The organism is Cryobacterium sp. Y11 (genome assembly GCF_002929535.1).
Classification (GTDB): Bacteria; Actinomycetota; Actinomycetes; order Actinomycetales; family Microbacteriaceae; genus Cryobacterium.
The window spans coordinates 1-14,451 of record NZ_PJJO01000048.1 but is presented as its reverse complement, the minus strand read 5'-3'; the positions used below and the strand labels follow the sequence as shown (position 1 = coordinate 14,451).

The following is a 14,451-nucleotide window of genomic DNA, read 5'->3' as shown; positions in this document are numbered from 1 at the left end:
ACTACCCTGGGGGGATGAGCTCCTTCCGTCCTGGCCGTCTTGTCGGAATCCTGGTCGGAACCGTCGTGATTCTGGGTATCGGGGTGTACGGTCCGGCCACACTACTCGGGCCCCTGCCCGCCGTTACGGCCACGACGGTCACGCCTCCCGTTGGCGCCGCGGCCCCCACTCCCCCGGTACTGCCGGTTAACGGCGCGAGCGCCATCGCCGTGGTGGCGGCCACGACGAGCGATACGTCGGGGACGACATCGATCGGTGCGGGCACTGGCTCGACGGGTGCTGCGGAGCCGATCGCGGTTGCTGGTACCGCCGAAGCCCTGCCGATGGCTTCGGTAGCCAAGGTGGTGACCGCCCTCGTCGTTCTCGACTTCAAGCCGATCGTGGCGGGCGAGACCGGGCCCATCGTGGACCTCACCGCTGCCGACTTTCAGAGCTACCTGGACTACGACCAGATCGGTGCCCGCTCGGTGGCGGTCTTCGCTGACGAACAATGGACCGAGCTGGAATTGTTGCAGGCGTTGCTGCTCGGCTCGAGCAACAATCACGCCGACACCGTGGCCCGCTGGGCGTTCGGTTCGGTTGACGCCTACGTTGAGGCCGCCAACACCTGGCTCGTCGAAAACGGGCTGACCGGCTCCGCCGTTGTGGACGCGACCGGACTGCACGATGCGAGCGCCGGGACCGCTACCGATCTGGCTCGGCTCGCGGGCCTCGCCGCGACCGACCCGATCGTCTCTGCGATACTGGCGAGTCCCGCATCCGCTCTGGCGAACCGCCGCGGTGTTGAAAACACCACGTCCTATCTGCCAGAAGAAGGTATCACCGGTATTTCGCGCAGCTACACGGATGCCGCCGGCGTCTGTTTTCTATTCACCGCCACGGTCAGCGACGGCGCGTCGAGTTTCACGTTCTCCGGCGCTTTTATCGGCGAGCCGACCTACGATGACCTGTCCGCCGACGTGACGGCCCTCATGGCCAGCGCCCGCGCTGGCATCGGACCGCTGCCCGTGCTGGCCGCCGGCGACACCTACGCGACGTTTGAATCCGCGTGGGGCGATGAGGCTGCGGCCGTGGTCGGCGTTTCCCGCACCCGGTATGCCTGGCAGGCCACCACCCCCGAGGCGGCGACGGTCACGCTCAAAGACTTCGCCACGTCCCGCACGGGCGCAAACGTCGGACAGGTACGGCTCACCGTCGCCGGTGAAGAGCTCTCGGCGGCGCTGAAACTCGACCAACCCATTAACGACCCGGGAACGGGCTGGCGCCTGCTGCATCCGGTCATGATGATCACGGCGCTACTGGATTCCCGGAGCTGAACCGGCCTAGATCGGATCGATCTCCGCCTCGACCGGGTCGCTCTCGCCCTCGTCGAAGGCGTAGCGTACGCGGCGTTGCCCGCTCACGTCACGTTCGTCGACCTCGTCGTACCAGAACACCGACTCGAGACCGGCGACAGCGGCGACCATGCTGATGCGGGGCGCGTGTTTGCCGTGCAGGAGCGAGCGCGAATCGGTGTGCCCTTCGAGCGGGCCGTCGATGAACTCGGCGATATACAGGGTGGGTTCACCGGCATCGTCACGGTTGGAACTGGTCATGGCAGCCAATCTAGTCCCCTGCGGCCTGCGGCGCCCGGCATACTCGCACGTCGCGGCGCGTATTTGAGAAGTTGGCGCGCGTTCCCACGAGGGCCACAGGCGTACCGTGGGCATCCGCCGATCACGTGCTGGCTCGTACGCGTACAGTCGCACGACGTTCTGGTCTGCCCTGCTCAAGGTAGGTCGCCCATTCCTGCTGCCACTGATCCCAGTGCGTGCGGAACGCATCGCCGTCGCGGTCAAGCGCTCGTTGTTTGCGCAGGTCGTCGTCGGCGCCCAGCCACACCCGCACGTCGCTGAACGCCGCCGGCGCTGCCGCGAGGGTTCCGCAGCCTTCCACGATGAGCGGTCGGGCGGTATCAAGCGGATGCCACTCCGCCGGCTGGTTCTCGGACCAGTCGTAGCGCTGCCAGGACGCGGGCTGCCCGGCATGCCGGGGCCCGAGCACATACCGGCGCAACTGCCGGATCGCCGCGTCGAGGCCGTCCCAGCCGGGGTAGATATCGTCCATGCGCACAAGTTGCGGCGTTTGATTGCTCGGCCACTGGGCCAGGAGGGCATCGGCTAGGGTACTCTTGCCCGCGCCGCTCGGCCCGTCGATGAGGACCGTCGGGTTCGGCCCTGCAGCGGCGATGGCGTGCAGCACCGGCGCCAACAGTGCCCCGTGCGAAACGTTGCGATCAGGCATCCCACGATCAGGCAAGAACAAAGCTCCAGGTTTCGGCCCACACCGCTACGGCAATGGCGATGCCGGCGATGGCGAAGCCCATGCCCACGAGAACGGCGTCGGCGGTTCGAACCCGCGACGGCCTGGCCCAGGTGCGCGGTTCGTCGCTGCCGAATCCGCGTGCTTCCATGGCGGTGGCGAGTTTGCTGCCCCGACGAACCGAGATCACAAGCAGAGCGAATGCTGGGCCGAAGAAACGCCGGGCCGCACCGCGCACTCCGCCGCCGTCACCGACCCCGCGGGCCCGGCGGGCGAGGGAGAGCGAGTGCCAGTCTTCGATGAACATTCCCACCAGGCGAAGCCCCGCCAGGCCGCCGAGCACAAATCGGGCCGGTAGCCGCAGCACCTGGGCCAGTCCGTCGGCCAGATCGGTCGGATCGGTCGTGGCTAACAGCACGATACCCGGCAGGCCGATGGCGAGCACGCGCAGGCCAATTGCCAGCCCGAGCAGCGCCGACCCCTCCGTCACCGAGATGAATCCGAATTGCCCAAGCAGCGGGCCGGAGTCTTCGCCGTAGAGAATCGTGGTGATCGATGCCATCGGGGCGGCGATCCAGACCGGTGCGGTGCGCAGCCAGAATTGGCGGGCACTCAGGCCGCACCAGATCAGCAGCACGGCTTCGAGTAGCAGAGCAACGCCCGCCGACACCCAGTCGATCGAGAGCAGCAGGGCACAGCTCACGATGAGGGCGACGGCGAGCTTGGCGACCGGGTTGAGTCGGGCGACAACGCTTGGGCGAATCGTGGGGGTCAAGAGGCTCATGATGTTCCCACCCCGAGTCTGATTGGGTCGGTCGAGGCCAGCCGATATTCCTCGTCGGCGAGGGCGCTGACAAACTGGGCATCGTGGGTCACCGCGACGAGCGCCGTGCCAGCGTCGAGCAATTCGGCCAGAAATGCCACCAGCTCCTGCCAGGTGCGAGAGTCCTGCCCGAAGGTTGGCTCGTCGAGCACGAGCAGGCGGGGACGGGTGGCGATAACGGTGGCGACGGACATCCGTCTCTTTTCGCCGCCTGACAGGGTGAATGGGTTGGCGTCGGCGAGGTGATCGAGGCGCAGCCGGTGCATCAATTCGTCGACCCGACTGGTCTGCTCGGCCAGACTGAGCCCGAGGGCGCGCGGCCCGATCAGCAGGTCGTCTCGCACGGTAGCGGCCAGAAACTGGTGCTCCGGGTCCTGAAAGACGGTACCGATACGGTTCAACAGCTGTTTCGAGCGCCACCGATGTGGCTCGGAGTTGATGCCGGCCGCGAAAAAATCGCTCGCACGCAGCGATCCGCCGGCCGGAGCGAGCAACCCGGCGAGGGTGAGCGCGAGGGTTGATTTGCCGGCGCCGTTCGGGCCGGTCACGACGGTAGCCGTGCCGGCGGCGACGGCGAGGGTAATTCCATCGGCGACAACGGATGCCGCGCGCCGAGCAAACGGAACGCGACCGACCGCCAGCCCCTCGGCCCATAGCAGAGTCTCGGAGGCCGTGACCTGGTGGCGCGTTGGGAACCGTGGCGGAAGGGCCGGCACCCACACTCCGGCGTGCGCCAGTCTTTCACCCTGGCTCGCCAGAATCTCGCGCGTCGGGCCGTCGGCGAGCACACCTCCGGCCGGATCGAGCACGATCACACGGTCGACGATGTGCTGCCACACCTCCACTCGGTGCTCGATCACGACGAACGTCGCCCCGGAATGGTCGAGGGAACGCACGACGGCGTCGCGCACCTCGATGACACCAGCGGGGTCGAGGTTCGCGGTCGGTTCGTCGAGCAGCAGCAGCCCCGGCTGCATGGCTAACACGCCGGCCAGGGCGAGGCGCTGTTTCTGCCCGCCGCTCAGGCTCGAGGTGGGGTGGTCGAGGGGCAGGTCCAGGCCGACCTCGGCCAGGGCCTGTCGCACCCGTGGCCAGATCTCGGCGCGGGGTACGGCGAGATTCTCGCAGCCGAACGCTACGTCGTCGCCGATTCGGGCGAGCACGACCTGGGAGTCCGGGTCTTGCAGTACCAAGCCGACCCGTCCACGAGCTTCCGCTGCGCGGTGACCGTCGATGAGCAGCGAGCCCGTCTCGTCGCCGTCTTCGGCGTCGCCGAGCACCCCGGCAAGCGCGTGCACCAGGGTGCTCTTACCCGCCCCGCTGGCACCGAGTAGCAGTACCCGTTCGCCGGGCTCGATCACGAGGTCGAGGCCGGATACTGCCTGGGTGTGCCGACCAGCGTGGCGCCAGCCCCAGGCACGTGCACGAATCTGCGCGGCGCGGATGTGGGAGGCGCGACCGGGTGTGAATGACGATGGAGCAGGCATCCGTTAGCTCAGCGCGGACGCCGCCCGCGAACCCTCCCGACCGGCAGCGAACCTGCTCAGGGCGCCGGTGCGGGCCAGGCCGCGCACGGCGAGCCAGGACAAAAGCCCGGCCAGTATGGTTCCCGATACCACAGCGGAGACGAAGTAGACGGCCTTGTAGCCAAAGTCCAGTGCCGCATAGCTCGTGAAGGTCGTATCGAGCAGGCCGACCGCCACACCGGCGCCGGCGCCGGCGAGCAGCGCAACGCCGAGGCGCCAGTTGCTATACAGGAACAGGGCGAGAATTATTTCGGCGCCCAAGCCCTCAACAACGCCCCAGATCAGCGTGGAAAAGCCCCACTGGGTGCCAATGAGCATCGACACGACGGCCGCGACGACCTCGGTGTACACGGCGGCGCCTGGCTTGCGGATGATGAGACCGCCGAGCACCCCAGCAAACAACCAGCCCCCGGCCAAGAGGCCTTCGAGGCCGGGCGTGAAGGCGAGAATTGCGCTGAGCGGCGACCAGGCGAGGCCCCAGGCCCAGAAGATGATGCCGCTGGCGACACCGATGACGCTCGCGACGACGATGTCGACGACACGCCAGCGGTAGTTGCGTTTCGTGGGTCGTAGTGGAACGGATTGCTTGAGTGATGCCGTTGTTGCGTGCACTGTGACGTGCCCTTTCCGTAGGTGAATACAGGGCACGGGATCGAGAAGCCTCCCTGCGCTGGCATGATCCAGATCAGGTTCGACGGTCGAAGCTTCGATAGCTTCCTCTCAGCCCGGTGTACCGGACTCCCGTGTTCAGTTCGAGTCTAGTGCCACGCCTAGACTGACGGCATGGGAACCATGACATGAGCATCGGAATTTTGCTCGTGTTGGCGGCGCTGTATCTTCTGTTCCTGCGCCGTTTCATCCTCCGGCGTCGACGCATCGCCCAGGGTCTGCCGGTGAGTGGCCCGTGGCATTTTCCGGATTGGCTGCGCCCGCGAGTACCCCTCTGGTTGCGCCGCCGCTTCGCGCGCGCGCCGCGCCGCAGCCGTCGATTACGTCGCGAACCACGCCCGCGCCGCACTCGGCCGGGCCGCCCACACTAAACCTTCCCTGCCCGCGCTGGCGCGCCGCTCCAGCGTCAACTTCACCGGGCCCACCCGAGCTCCGCGGGCCCATGATCTACCATGGGCCCGGTGTCCGGACCCGGGCCCGGAAACAGGGAGAGGGGGGCTACTTCTTGAGGGCTCGAATTACTCGGGCCAGGGTGCGCCCGGCAATCAGCAAAAACGGAACACCGACGGCGAGCAGGGCGATGACGTTGGGTTCGAAGTGTGCGGTTCCGCCCGACTTCACATAGGCGCCGATCGGCAGCGACACTCCCCCTCCACCGCCACCGGAGCCGCCACCAGCTTCACCGGCATCGCCGCCCCCGAAGCCGTAATACACGAGTGCAACCGGTACCAGCGTCGCGCCGTCAATTTGCACGGGATCGCCGTAGGCCGATTTCACACCGGCGGAGCGGAATGTTTCTGCGAGTTTTTCCGGGAGGCTGGTCATGCCACTAGGCTACCGGCAAAGGCTACTTCTCGTCAGGCGTGAAGTGCGAGGCCGGGCGCACTGTTCCGGCGCCGAATCGTTTCGTCACGGTGTCAACGGCGAGTTCGGCGCCGCGCCAATCCTCATCCGGATCCCACAGACCCACCGACCCGGATGCCGTTCCCAGCTGCTCGGCACGCACACCAATCAGGCGCACCCGAACGCCAGAAACGGCGAGCAGATCGAATGAAGCCACGGCCTCCTCATAAATGCGCCGCCCAACGTTGGTCGGTTCGGCAAGCGTGCGCGACCGGGTGACCGTGCTGAAGTCCGTGTAGCGCAGCTTCAAGGCAACACGACGCCCGACCAGCCCGCTTCTGCGCAACCTCGCCGCGACGAGGTCACACTGCCGCAGCAATTCACTGCGCAACCGGTCGACATCCGTTACGTCGTGTTCAAAGGTGACCTCGTGCCCCACGCTTTTCTCCTCGCGTTCGAGCGTCACCGAGCGCGGATCACGACCCCAGGACAATTCGAATAGTTTGTGACCGGATGCCTCCCCCAGCGACTTCTGCAGCACCGCCAGGGGGGTGTGTGCAATATCGCCGATGACTTTCAAGCCCAGGCGCGTCAGCGCCTGCTCGGTGGCCGCGCCAACGCCCCAGAGATCGGTCACGGGCAGCGGATGCAGAAACTCGATGGTCGCCTCGGCCGGCACGACGAGCAGACCGTCGGGTTTGGCCAGGCCGGAGGCCAGCTTGGCGACGAATTTGGTCGAGGCCGCGCCGACCGAACAAACCAGCCCGGTCTCGGCAAACACCCGCGCCCGAATGAGTTCGCCGATCACCGCCGGGGAGCCGAACAGATTGGTCGCGCCGGCCACGTCGAGGAAGGCCTCGTCGATGCCGAGCCGCTCCACGAGCGGGGTCACGTCGTCGAAAATTCTCATGACCCGCGTAGAAAAATCACGATAGAGCCCCATGTGCGGTTCGAGCACGATGGCGTTTGGACACTGTCGCAGTGCGAGCACCATCGGCATGGCTGAGTTCACGCCGTAGCGCCGGGCAATGTAGTTGGCCGCCGTGACCACCGAACGGCCACCGCGATGACCCACGATCACCGGCTGGTCGACGAATTCGGGGTGGCTGAGCAGCTCGACCGACACGAAGAACGCATCGAGGTCGACGTGCAGAACGGTCGCCGAACTGTCGTCGACGTCGTCGTCCGAAACCTGCCTGCCGCTGCCGTCCTGTCTACCCACCGAAAAACCCTAACCCGATCCCAGGCGTCGGCACTACCGCCCTCGGTCAGACGCCGCTGCACCACCAAGTTTCCCATGGCGGATTCAGGAAGAACAAGGCAGTCAGTCCCTCACGGCCCAAAAACAAGCGCTCCGCGTGGAAAAAGGCCTGGATTTCCTGATTAGGTCACCGAAAAGCCACCACTAGCTCGCGAAGCAGGTTAGCCGAGAGCCGTACCGAAGATCAGGCCGAGCAGGTAAGTGACCGCGGCGGCTCCGAGTCCGATGAGCAGCTGGCGCAGGGCCCGTTTGAGCGGCGGACCACCAGAGAGCAACCCGACGACTGCGCCGGTGCCGAGCAGGGCAACGCTCACCAGCACGGTCGCCAGAATGATGGCCGCGAAGCCCGTCATACCGAACAGATAGGGCAACACGGGCAGCAGCGCGCCCGAGGCGAAGAAGCAGAAACTGGACAATGCCGCGCCGGCACCGGTTCCAATGGCCTCGTGTTCGTCGGGTATGGCGTGCTTGACGACAGTGGTAACCGGGCCCGTCGCCTGGTACGCGGTGGCCAGGTCGGCGCGAGCGTGAATCTCTGCGTCCTCCTCGGACAGGCCCCGTGCCCGGTAGACCAAAGTTAGCTCGTTGGCAGCGAGGTCGAGGTGCGAAAGCACACTCTTGGTCGGATCCGCGGGCGTTGAGGCTTCGAGAAGTTCCCGCTGGGAGCGCACCGAAACGTATTCGCCTGCGCCCATCGACAGTGCCCCGGCCAACAGCCCGGCGATGCCGGTGAATAGAATCGTCGCGGCCGGCACCCCGGTAGCTCCGATACCAAGAACTAGGGCGAGGTTGCTGACGAGTCCGTCGTTGATGCCGAAAACGGCGGCCCGGAAAGTTCCCGAGAGGCGTTTTCGGCCACGCGCAGCGAGGCCACGCACGACCTCCTCGTGCACGGTTTCGTCGGCGGCCATGGCATTGGTGGCGTCGTTATCGGCGTCGTAGGGCGAGCGCCCTTCGGCTCGTTGGGCGAGGGCAAGCACGAAGACGGAACCAAAGCGTCGGGCGAGGAGCCCGAGAAACCGGGTGCGAAACGCACCACGGCGAGGCGAGCCGATGTCGCTGCCCAGCAATTGGCGCCAGTGTTCTTCGTGCCGCCCCTCGGCGTCTGAGAGGGCGAGCAGAATCTGCCGTTCCTCGCCGGCACGGCGGTTGGCGAGGTCGCGATAGACCGCAGCCTCGGCCTGTTCGTCGGCCAGATATTGGCGCCAGCGACGGATGTCCCGGTTCGACGCGACACGCCCGTCGAGCCCGGAGCCGCCCGCCGTCCCGGAACCATCCGCATTCCCCGTACTTTCGCCGCTCACGCTTCCGGCGCTGCTTCAAGAAAGCTCTGCGGGATGCGCGCCGAGTCGTGCGGGCCGGATCCGTCGAGTCCGAAGAAGGGTTCCTCAAACCGAACGACCCAGAATTTCTCACGCACCATGGTCGGCGCGTACAGGCCGGCTCCCTCCGACTCCCCCGCCGCCACAATGACGCCGATTGGGTCATCGAGCAGGGAGTCGGGAAAGCGGGTGCGGTCCAGGTGCACGATGACCTGCACACCCACGCCGAAGGCCTGAATTGTCATCTGCTACTCGATCGCCTGGGCTCGTTCGAGCACGAGTTCGCGCACGCGCGCGGCATCCGCTTGCCCGCGCATGGCCTTCATAACCGCGCCGATGACGGCGCCGGCGGCCTGCACCTTGCCATCGCGAATCTTGGCCAGCACATCGGGCTGGCCGAGTAGAGCGGCGTCGATGGCAGCGATGAGCGCACCGTCGTCGGAGACCACGGCCAGGCCGCGGCTCTCGACGACCTCGGCTGGGGTGCCTTCGCCGGCGATGACGCCCTCGAGCACCTGGCGGGCCAACCGGTCGGTGAGGGTGCCGGCCTCAACCAGCTGGATCAGCGCGGCCAGCTGCTCCGGCGTCACCAGCGAGTCCGCGGCGACACCGGCCACGTTGGCGAGCCGGGCGATTTCGCCGGTCCACCACTTGCGCGCGGCCTGAGCGGATGCCCCGGCGGCGACGGTCGCCTCGACCGCGTCGAGCAGGTCGGAGTTGACGACGTCCTGAAATTCAAGGTTCGCAAAACCCCACGCCGCCTGCAAGCGCTTGCGGCGGGCGGCGGGCGGCTCGGGCAGGGTCAGACGCAGCTCTTCGACCCATTCACGCGACGGCGCCATCGGCAGCAGGTCAGGCTCGGGAAAGTAACGGTAGTCATCGGCGTCGCTCTTGGGCCGCCCGGCACTGGTGATGCCGGTGTCTTCGTGCCAGTGCCGAGTCTCCTGCGTGATGGTTCCGCCGCCGGCCAGCACGGCCGCCTGACGCTGGATCTCGTAGCGCACGGCGCGCTCGACGCTTCTCAGCGAGTTGACGTTCTTGGTTTCGGTGCGGGTGCCGAGCACGTTCGAGCCGCGCGGGCGCAGGGAGACGTTGGCGTCGCAGCGCACGTTGCCCTCTTCCATGCGGGCGTTGGAGACGCCGAGCGCCTTGGCGATCTCGCGAATGGCCGCGACGTAGGTTTTGCCGATCTCGGGGGCGTCGTGTTCGGCGCCCTCGATCATCTGGGTGACGATCTCAACCAGTGGCACACCGCCGCGGTTGTAGTCGACGAGCGAGTAGTCGGCCCCTTGGATGCGTCCGGTCGCCCCTCCCATGTGGGTGAGCTTGCCGGCGTCGTCTTCCATGTGGGCGCGTTCGATCTCGACGGTGACCAGACGGCCGCTCTCGAGTTCGATCGTGATCGATCCGTCATGCGCAATCGGGTCGTCGTACTGGCTGGTTTGAAAGTTCTTCGCCGTGTCGGGGTAAAAGTAGTTCTTGCGAGCGAACCGCGAGTGCTCCGCAATTTCACAGCCCAAAGCCAGCCCCAAACGGATACTGGATTCCAGCGCCTTCTTGTTCACCTGCGGCAGACCGCCCGGCAGGCCGAGGCAGGTGGGGCAGGTGTTCGTGTTGGCGCCGGAGCCGAACTCGTTGGCGCAGCCGCAGAACATTTTGGTTTTAGTGTTCAGTTCAACGTGTACCTCGAAGCCGAGCACCGGCTCGAACAGTTCGAGTGCTGTGTCGAAGTCCATCAATTCAGCCCGGTTCTTCTTTTCTGCGTTGGGCATCAGACGGCTCCTTCTTCGCTGGCAAACATTTCGGTTGGGGTCAGAGCCGGTGCCTGGCTGAGCATGGTGTGCCCCCAGCGTTCTTCAAGCAACTGCTCGATGGCCGCGCCGACGGTGTAGAGGCGGGCATCCGCTTTGGCGGGTGCCATGATCTGCAGGCCGACCGGCAGACCGTCTTCGGGTGCGAGGCCCATCGGGATGCTCATGCCGGGCACTCCGGCAAGATTCGCCGGGATGGTCGTCACGTCGTTGATGTACATGGCCATCGGGTCGGCGAGCTTCTCACCGAACTTGAACGCGGTGGTCGGGGCGCTCGGTGACATCAGCACGTCGACCTGGCTGAACGCGGCGGCGAAGTCACGCTGAATGAGCGTGCGTACTTTCTGCGCGCTGCCGTAGTAGGCGTCGTAATAGCCGGCGCTGAGGGCGTAGGTGCCGAGAATGATGCGGCGCTTGACCTCGGGGCCAAAACCCGCCTCGCGGGTGGCGCTCATCACGTGCTCGCTGGTGAGCGAGCCGCTGTGCGGGTTAACCCGAATGCCAAAGCGCACCGAGTCGAAGCGGGCCAGGTTGCTCGACGCTTCGGCCGGCAAAATAAGGTAGTAGGCCGCGACGGCGTACTCGAAGTTCGGGGCCGAAATTTCTGTAATCTCGGCGCCGGCGGCGACGAGCAACGCGAGGGTCTCGTTGAAGCGTTGCGTGACACCAGCCTGGAAGCCATCGCCGGAGAGTTCTTTGATGATGCCAACGCGGAGGCCTTTGAGGGCGCCGTCCTTGAGTCCTTCGCGGGCGGCGACGGCCATCGAAGGCCAGCTCTCGGTCAGCGAGGTCGAGTCGAGCGGGTCGTGACCACCGATGACATCGTGCAGCAGGGCGGCGTCGTAGACCGTGCGGGAAACCGGACCGACCTGGTCGAGGCTGGAGGCCAGGGCGATCGCACCGTAGCGGGAGACTCCGCCGTAAGTGGGCTTGACGCCGACCGAACCGGTTACAGCGGCGGGCTGGCGGATCGATCCGCCGGTGTCGCTGCCGAGGGCGAGCGGTGCTTGAAAGGAGGCGACGGCCGCGGCTGAACCGCCACCGGAACCACCCGGGATGCGGTCGCGGTCCCAGGGGTTGCGAGTGACGCCATAGGCGGAGTGTTCGGTCGATGACCCCATGGCGAACTCGTCCATGTTGGTCTTACCGAGCAGCACCAGGCCGGCCGCACGCAGGCGGGCGACAACGGTCGCGTCATAGGGCGGAACCCAGCCCTCGAGAATTTTCGACCCGGCAGTAGTGGGCATGTCCCGAGTAGCGAGCACATCTTTAATCGCGATCGGCACTCCGGCGAGCGGGTTCAACGTTTCGCCGGCAGCACGGCGGGCGTCGACCTGGGCGGCGGTCTCAAGGGCGGCGTCGGCGGCGACGTGTAGAAAAGCGTGCAGGTCGGCGTCGACGGCCGTGATGTGGTCGAGGTGGGAGCGGGTCGCTTCAACCGCGCTGACCTCCTTGCGCACCAGCAGGTCGCTCAGCGCGGCGGCGGAAAGTTTGGTGAGATAGGGCATGGTTATTCCTCGTCCAAAATAGCGGGCACACGGAATTTGTCGCCGGCGCGGTCTGGGGCACCGGAGAGAGCTTGCTCGACCGTCAGAGACGGCACGACAATGTCTTCACGGAACACGTTGGTCAGCGGCATCGGGTGACTCGTGGCCGGGGTGTCAGCGGTGGCCACCTCAGAGACCTTGGCGATCGAGTCGACAATCTGCCCGAGGTCGTGGGTGAGATTGGTGATCTCAAGGGGGCTGAGGTCGATCCGGGCAAGGTACGCCAAATGGGCAACCTGCTCGGCCGTGATTTCAGACATGGTGCTCCGATACGGATCGTGGTGGACATTTCAATCTTATTCGTCAGCGCCGCCAGCCCATGCGCACCACCTTTTCACGCGACTGGTGAAGTTCGTCTCGGCTCCGCTGTGGACGAGGCACCGGTCGGCCGCTTCGCGCTGATCACATGACGAGTGGTGTCACCAATGACAGGAAGAGAGACTTTACGGTGCCAATAAATCCGAGGTGAAGCGGCCGTGCAGAGCACTCTGGCAGGTTCACGGGTAATCATCATGAAGCGGAACCGAAGTGGAACCGTACTCTCGATGCGAGATCTGATTGTACGAAGTATCGAGGAACGTCAAGCGACCGCCTGTAAATACACAATTTGGAGGAAAGCGCATGCGCGATACCGACTTTTTTGACGGCATCCGGGTACCTGTCATTGGACAGGGAACCTGGTATCTCGGTGAAGATGCCACGAAGCGAGTCACGGAAGTGGCGGCCCTTCGGGCAGGGATCGACGCTGGCCTGACCGTGATCGACACCGCCGAAATGTATGGCGACGGCGCCTCCGAGGAATTGGTCGGCGAGGCCATCCGCGGTCACCGCGATGAGGTCGTGCTGGTCAGCAAGGTGTACCCGCACAACGCGAGCCGCAGCGGCGTTGTCGCTGCGTGCGAGCGCAGCTTGCGACGGCTTGGAACCGATCGACTCGATGTCTATTTGCTGCATTGGTCCGGCAGTTTTCCACTCCTCGAAACCGTCGACGGGTTCGAACGGCTCCGTGCGGCTGGCAAGATTCGGAGCTGGGGTGTATCGAATTTTGATCGTGACGAGCTGAAGCAAGCGCCTCATGGATGTGCTACCAATCAGGTGCTCTACAACCTGGGCAGTCGAGGCATCGAGTTTGATCTCCTACCCTGGCAGCAACGCATGGGCATGCCGCTCATGGCTTATTCGCCACTCGGCCAGGGACCGTCCTTGCTCGAGCATCCACTATTGACCGAGATCGGAGAGCGCCACGGAGTGACGGGTGCCCAAATTGCACTGGCCTGGGTCATCAGACAACCCGGCGTCATCGCGATTCCCAAGGCTTCGTCGATCGAGCATGTACATCAGAACGTCGGTGCGGGCGCGGTAGTTCTCGATGCCGAGGATTTAGCATCCCTGGATAATGCATTTCCGGCGCCCCGCAGCAAGCAGCCGCTCGATATTCTGTGACGCCGTCCACTCTGTCGTGACGAGCGTTTTGGCGCAGTCGCGTTCCATTGATCCGGTCAGAGCGCTGTCGCGCCCCTGAGACGAATGCTGGCAGGTTAACTTCGATCATGATAAAACTGAGTTATTCCCACTTTCCGCGCAGCATCAGACTGCCTGGACATTCATCCATTGAAAACCTCCGAAAGTGAAGACGGACCGTCCGTCTCTCACGGTCATGACATTCAGGGAGTGAAGAGAAATGAAGGCAGTTGTTTACAAGGGTCCGAACGACGTCAGTGTTGAAGACGTTCCTGATGCCAAGATCGAACGTCCCACTGACGTTCTCGTCCGCATTACGGCAACAAATATTTGCGGTTCGGATTTGCACATGTACGAAGGACGCACCGATTTTGAGGTGGGCCGCACGTTTGGTCACGAGAACATGGGCGAGGTCATCGAGATCGGAAACGGCGTCGACGCCGTCAAGATCGGCGATCGAGTCGTGCTGCCGTTCAATATATCTTGCGGGTTTTGCAAGAATTGCGAACGCGGTTTCACCAACTACTGCATGACCACTCAACCAGACCCGGTCGGCGCCGGCGCCGCCTACGGCTTCGCCGGAATGGGTCCGTACCCCGGCGGGCAGGCCCAAATGCTGCGTGTGCCCTACGGCGACAGCAACTGCCTGCGCCTGGGTGATGACGCAGTGGAAAAGCAAAACGATTACGTGATGCTCTCGGACATCTTTCCGACCGGCTACCACGCTACCGAAATGGCCGGCGTGATTCCCGGCGACACGGTCGTGATCTACGGTGCAGGTCCGGTCGGGCTCATGGCGGCTCTGTCTGCCACAATCAAGGGCGCCAGTAAAGTCTGGGTCGTGGACCGACGCCCAGACCGGCTGGCTCTCGCCGAGCAGATCGGCG

Annotated in this window: 16 protein-coding genes and 1 riboswitch; of the genes, 4 read left to right on the top strand and 12 right to left on the bottom strand. The window is 65.1% G+C overall.

The window, feature by feature from the left end; genetic code table 11:
• Positions 1 to 14 precede the first annotated feature (14 nt).
• On the top strand, positions 15 to 1,316 hold the full coding sequence (locus CXY75_RS03715) for a hypothetical protein (RefSeq protein WP_104081512.1): 1,302 nt from the start codon (positions 15 to 17) through the stop codon (positions 1,314 to 1,316).
• A gap of 6 nt (positions 1,317 to 1,322) precedes the next feature.
• Here the strand turns inward: CXY75_RS03715 and CXY75_RS03710 are convergent, their stop codons facing one another.
• The 5 genes from CXY75_RS03710 to CXY75_RS03690 form a co-directional block, all read right to left on the bottom strand.
• Positions 1,323 to 1,595 (bottom strand): hypothetical protein, encoded by a 273-nt coding sequence (locus tag CXY75_RS03710; protein WP_104081511.1) that lies wholly within the window; start codon positions 1,593 to 1,595, stop codon positions 1,323 to 1,325.
• Between the two features lie 121 nt (positions 1,596 to 1,716).
• The gene (locus CXY75_RS03705) at positions 1,717 to 2,283 is read right to left on the bottom strand and encodes a hypothetical protein (RefSeq protein WP_104081510.1); all 567 of its coding nucleotides are present in this window, start codon (positions 2,281 to 2,283) and stop codon (positions 1,717 to 1,719) included.
• A gap of 7 nt (positions 2,284 to 2,290) precedes the next feature.
• Positions 2,291 to 3,085, bottom strand: a complete 795-nt coding sequence (locus tag CXY75_RS03700; protein WP_104081509.1) for an energy-coupling factor transporter transmembrane protein EcfT — start codon at positions 3,083 to 3,085, stop codon at positions 2,291 to 2,293.
• Complete coding sequence (locus CXY75_RS03695; RefSeq protein WP_104081508.1) at positions 3,082 to 4,611, bottom strand: ABC transporter ATP-binding protein; 1,530 nt, start codon at positions 4,609 to 4,611, stop codon at positions 3,082 to 3,084. The genes CXY75_RS03700 and CXY75_RS03695 overlap by 4 nt, the downstream gene beginning before the upstream one ends.
• A gap of 3 nt (positions 4,612 to 4,614) precedes the next feature.
• The gene (locus CXY75_RS03690) at positions 4,615 to 5,262 is read right to left on the bottom strand and encodes an ECF transporter S component (RefSeq protein ID WP_104081507.1); all 648 of its coding nucleotides are present in this window, start codon (positions 5,260 to 5,262) and stop codon (positions 4,615 to 4,617) included.
• A gap of 32 nt (positions 5,263 to 5,294) precedes the next feature.
• Positions 5,295 to 5,405, bottom strand: a riboswitch (TPP riboswitch).
• Positions 5,406 to 5,447: 42 nt separating this feature from the next.
• Between CXY75_RS03690 and CXY75_RS19395 the strand changes: the two genes are divergently transcribed.
• Positions 5,448 to 5,690, top strand: a complete 243-nt coding sequence (locus CXY75_RS19395) for a hypothetical protein (RefSeq protein ID WP_146069354.1) — start codon at positions 5,448 to 5,450, stop codon at positions 5,688 to 5,690.
• A gap of 127 nt (positions 5,691 to 5,817) precedes the next feature.
• Here CXY75_RS19395 and CXY75_RS03685 read toward each other — a convergent pair whose 3' ends face one another.
• The 7 genes from CXY75_RS03685 to gatC form a co-directional block, all read right to left on the bottom strand.
• A complete protein-coding gene (locus CXY75_RS03685; protein ID WP_104081506.1) occupies positions 5,818 to 6,144 on the bottom strand; it encodes a hypothetical protein in 327 nt (108 codons plus the stop codon).
• 22 nt (positions 6,145 to 6,166) lie between these two features.
• Positions 6,167 to 7,384 (bottom strand): DNA polymerase IV, encoded by a 1,218-nt coding sequence (dinB, locus tag CXY75_RS03680; RefSeq protein ID WP_104081505.1) that lies wholly within the window; start codon positions 7,382 to 7,384, stop codon positions 6,167 to 6,169.
• 200 nt (positions 7,385 to 7,584) lie between these two features.
• A complete protein-coding gene (locus tag CXY75_RS03675; RefSeq protein ID WP_233201719.1) occupies positions 7,585 to 8,640 on the bottom strand; it encodes a VIT1/CCC1 transporter family protein in 1,056 nt (351 codons plus the stop codon).
• Positions 8,641 to 8,723: 83 nt separating this feature from the next.
• Positions 8,724 to 8,990, bottom strand: a complete 267-nt coding sequence (locus tag CXY75_RS03670) for a hypothetical protein (protein ID WP_104081503.1) — start codon at positions 8,988 to 8,990, stop codon at positions 8,724 to 8,726.
• A 3-nt stretch (positions 8,991 to 8,993) separates the two neighbouring features.
• Positions 8,994 to 10,517, bottom strand: coding sequence for an Asp-tRNA(Asn)/Glu-tRNA(Gln) amidotransferase subunit GatB (gatB, locus tag CXY75_RS03665; RefSeq protein WP_104081502.1), 1,524 nt, complete (start codon positions 10,515 to 10,517; stop codon positions 8,994 to 8,996).
• Positions 10,517 to 12,064, bottom strand: a complete 1,548-nt coding sequence (gatA, locus tag CXY75_RS03660) for an Asp-tRNA(Asn)/Glu-tRNA(Gln) amidotransferase subunit GatA (RefSeq protein WP_104081501.1) — start codon at positions 12,062 to 12,064, stop codon at positions 10,517 to 10,519. The genes gatB and gatA overlap by 1 nt, the downstream gene beginning before the upstream one ends.
• Positions 12,065 to 12,066: 2 nt before the next feature.
• Positions 12,067 to 12,363, bottom strand: coding sequence for an Asp-tRNA(Asn)/Glu-tRNA(Gln) amidotransferase subunit GatC (gene gatC / locus CXY75_RS03655; protein ID WP_104081500.1), 297 nt, complete (start codon positions 12,361 to 12,363; stop codon positions 12,067 to 12,069).
• A gap of 361 nt (positions 12,364 to 12,724) precedes the next feature.
• Between gatC and CXY75_RS03650 the strand changes: the two genes are divergently transcribed.
• Together CXY75_RS03650 and CXY75_RS03645 are read left to right on the top strand one after the other, a co-directional pair.
• Entirely contained in the window at positions 12,725 to 13,546 is an 822-nt protein-coding gene (locus tag CXY75_RS03650; RefSeq protein ID WP_104081499.1) for an aldo/keto reductase, read from the top strand.
• Between the two features lie 238 nt (positions 13,547 to 13,784).
• The coding region (locus tag CXY75_RS03645; protein ID WP_158251108.1) for an alcohol dehydrogenase catalytic domain-containing protein at positions 13,785 to 14,451 on the top strand (667 nt) is incomplete at its 3' end.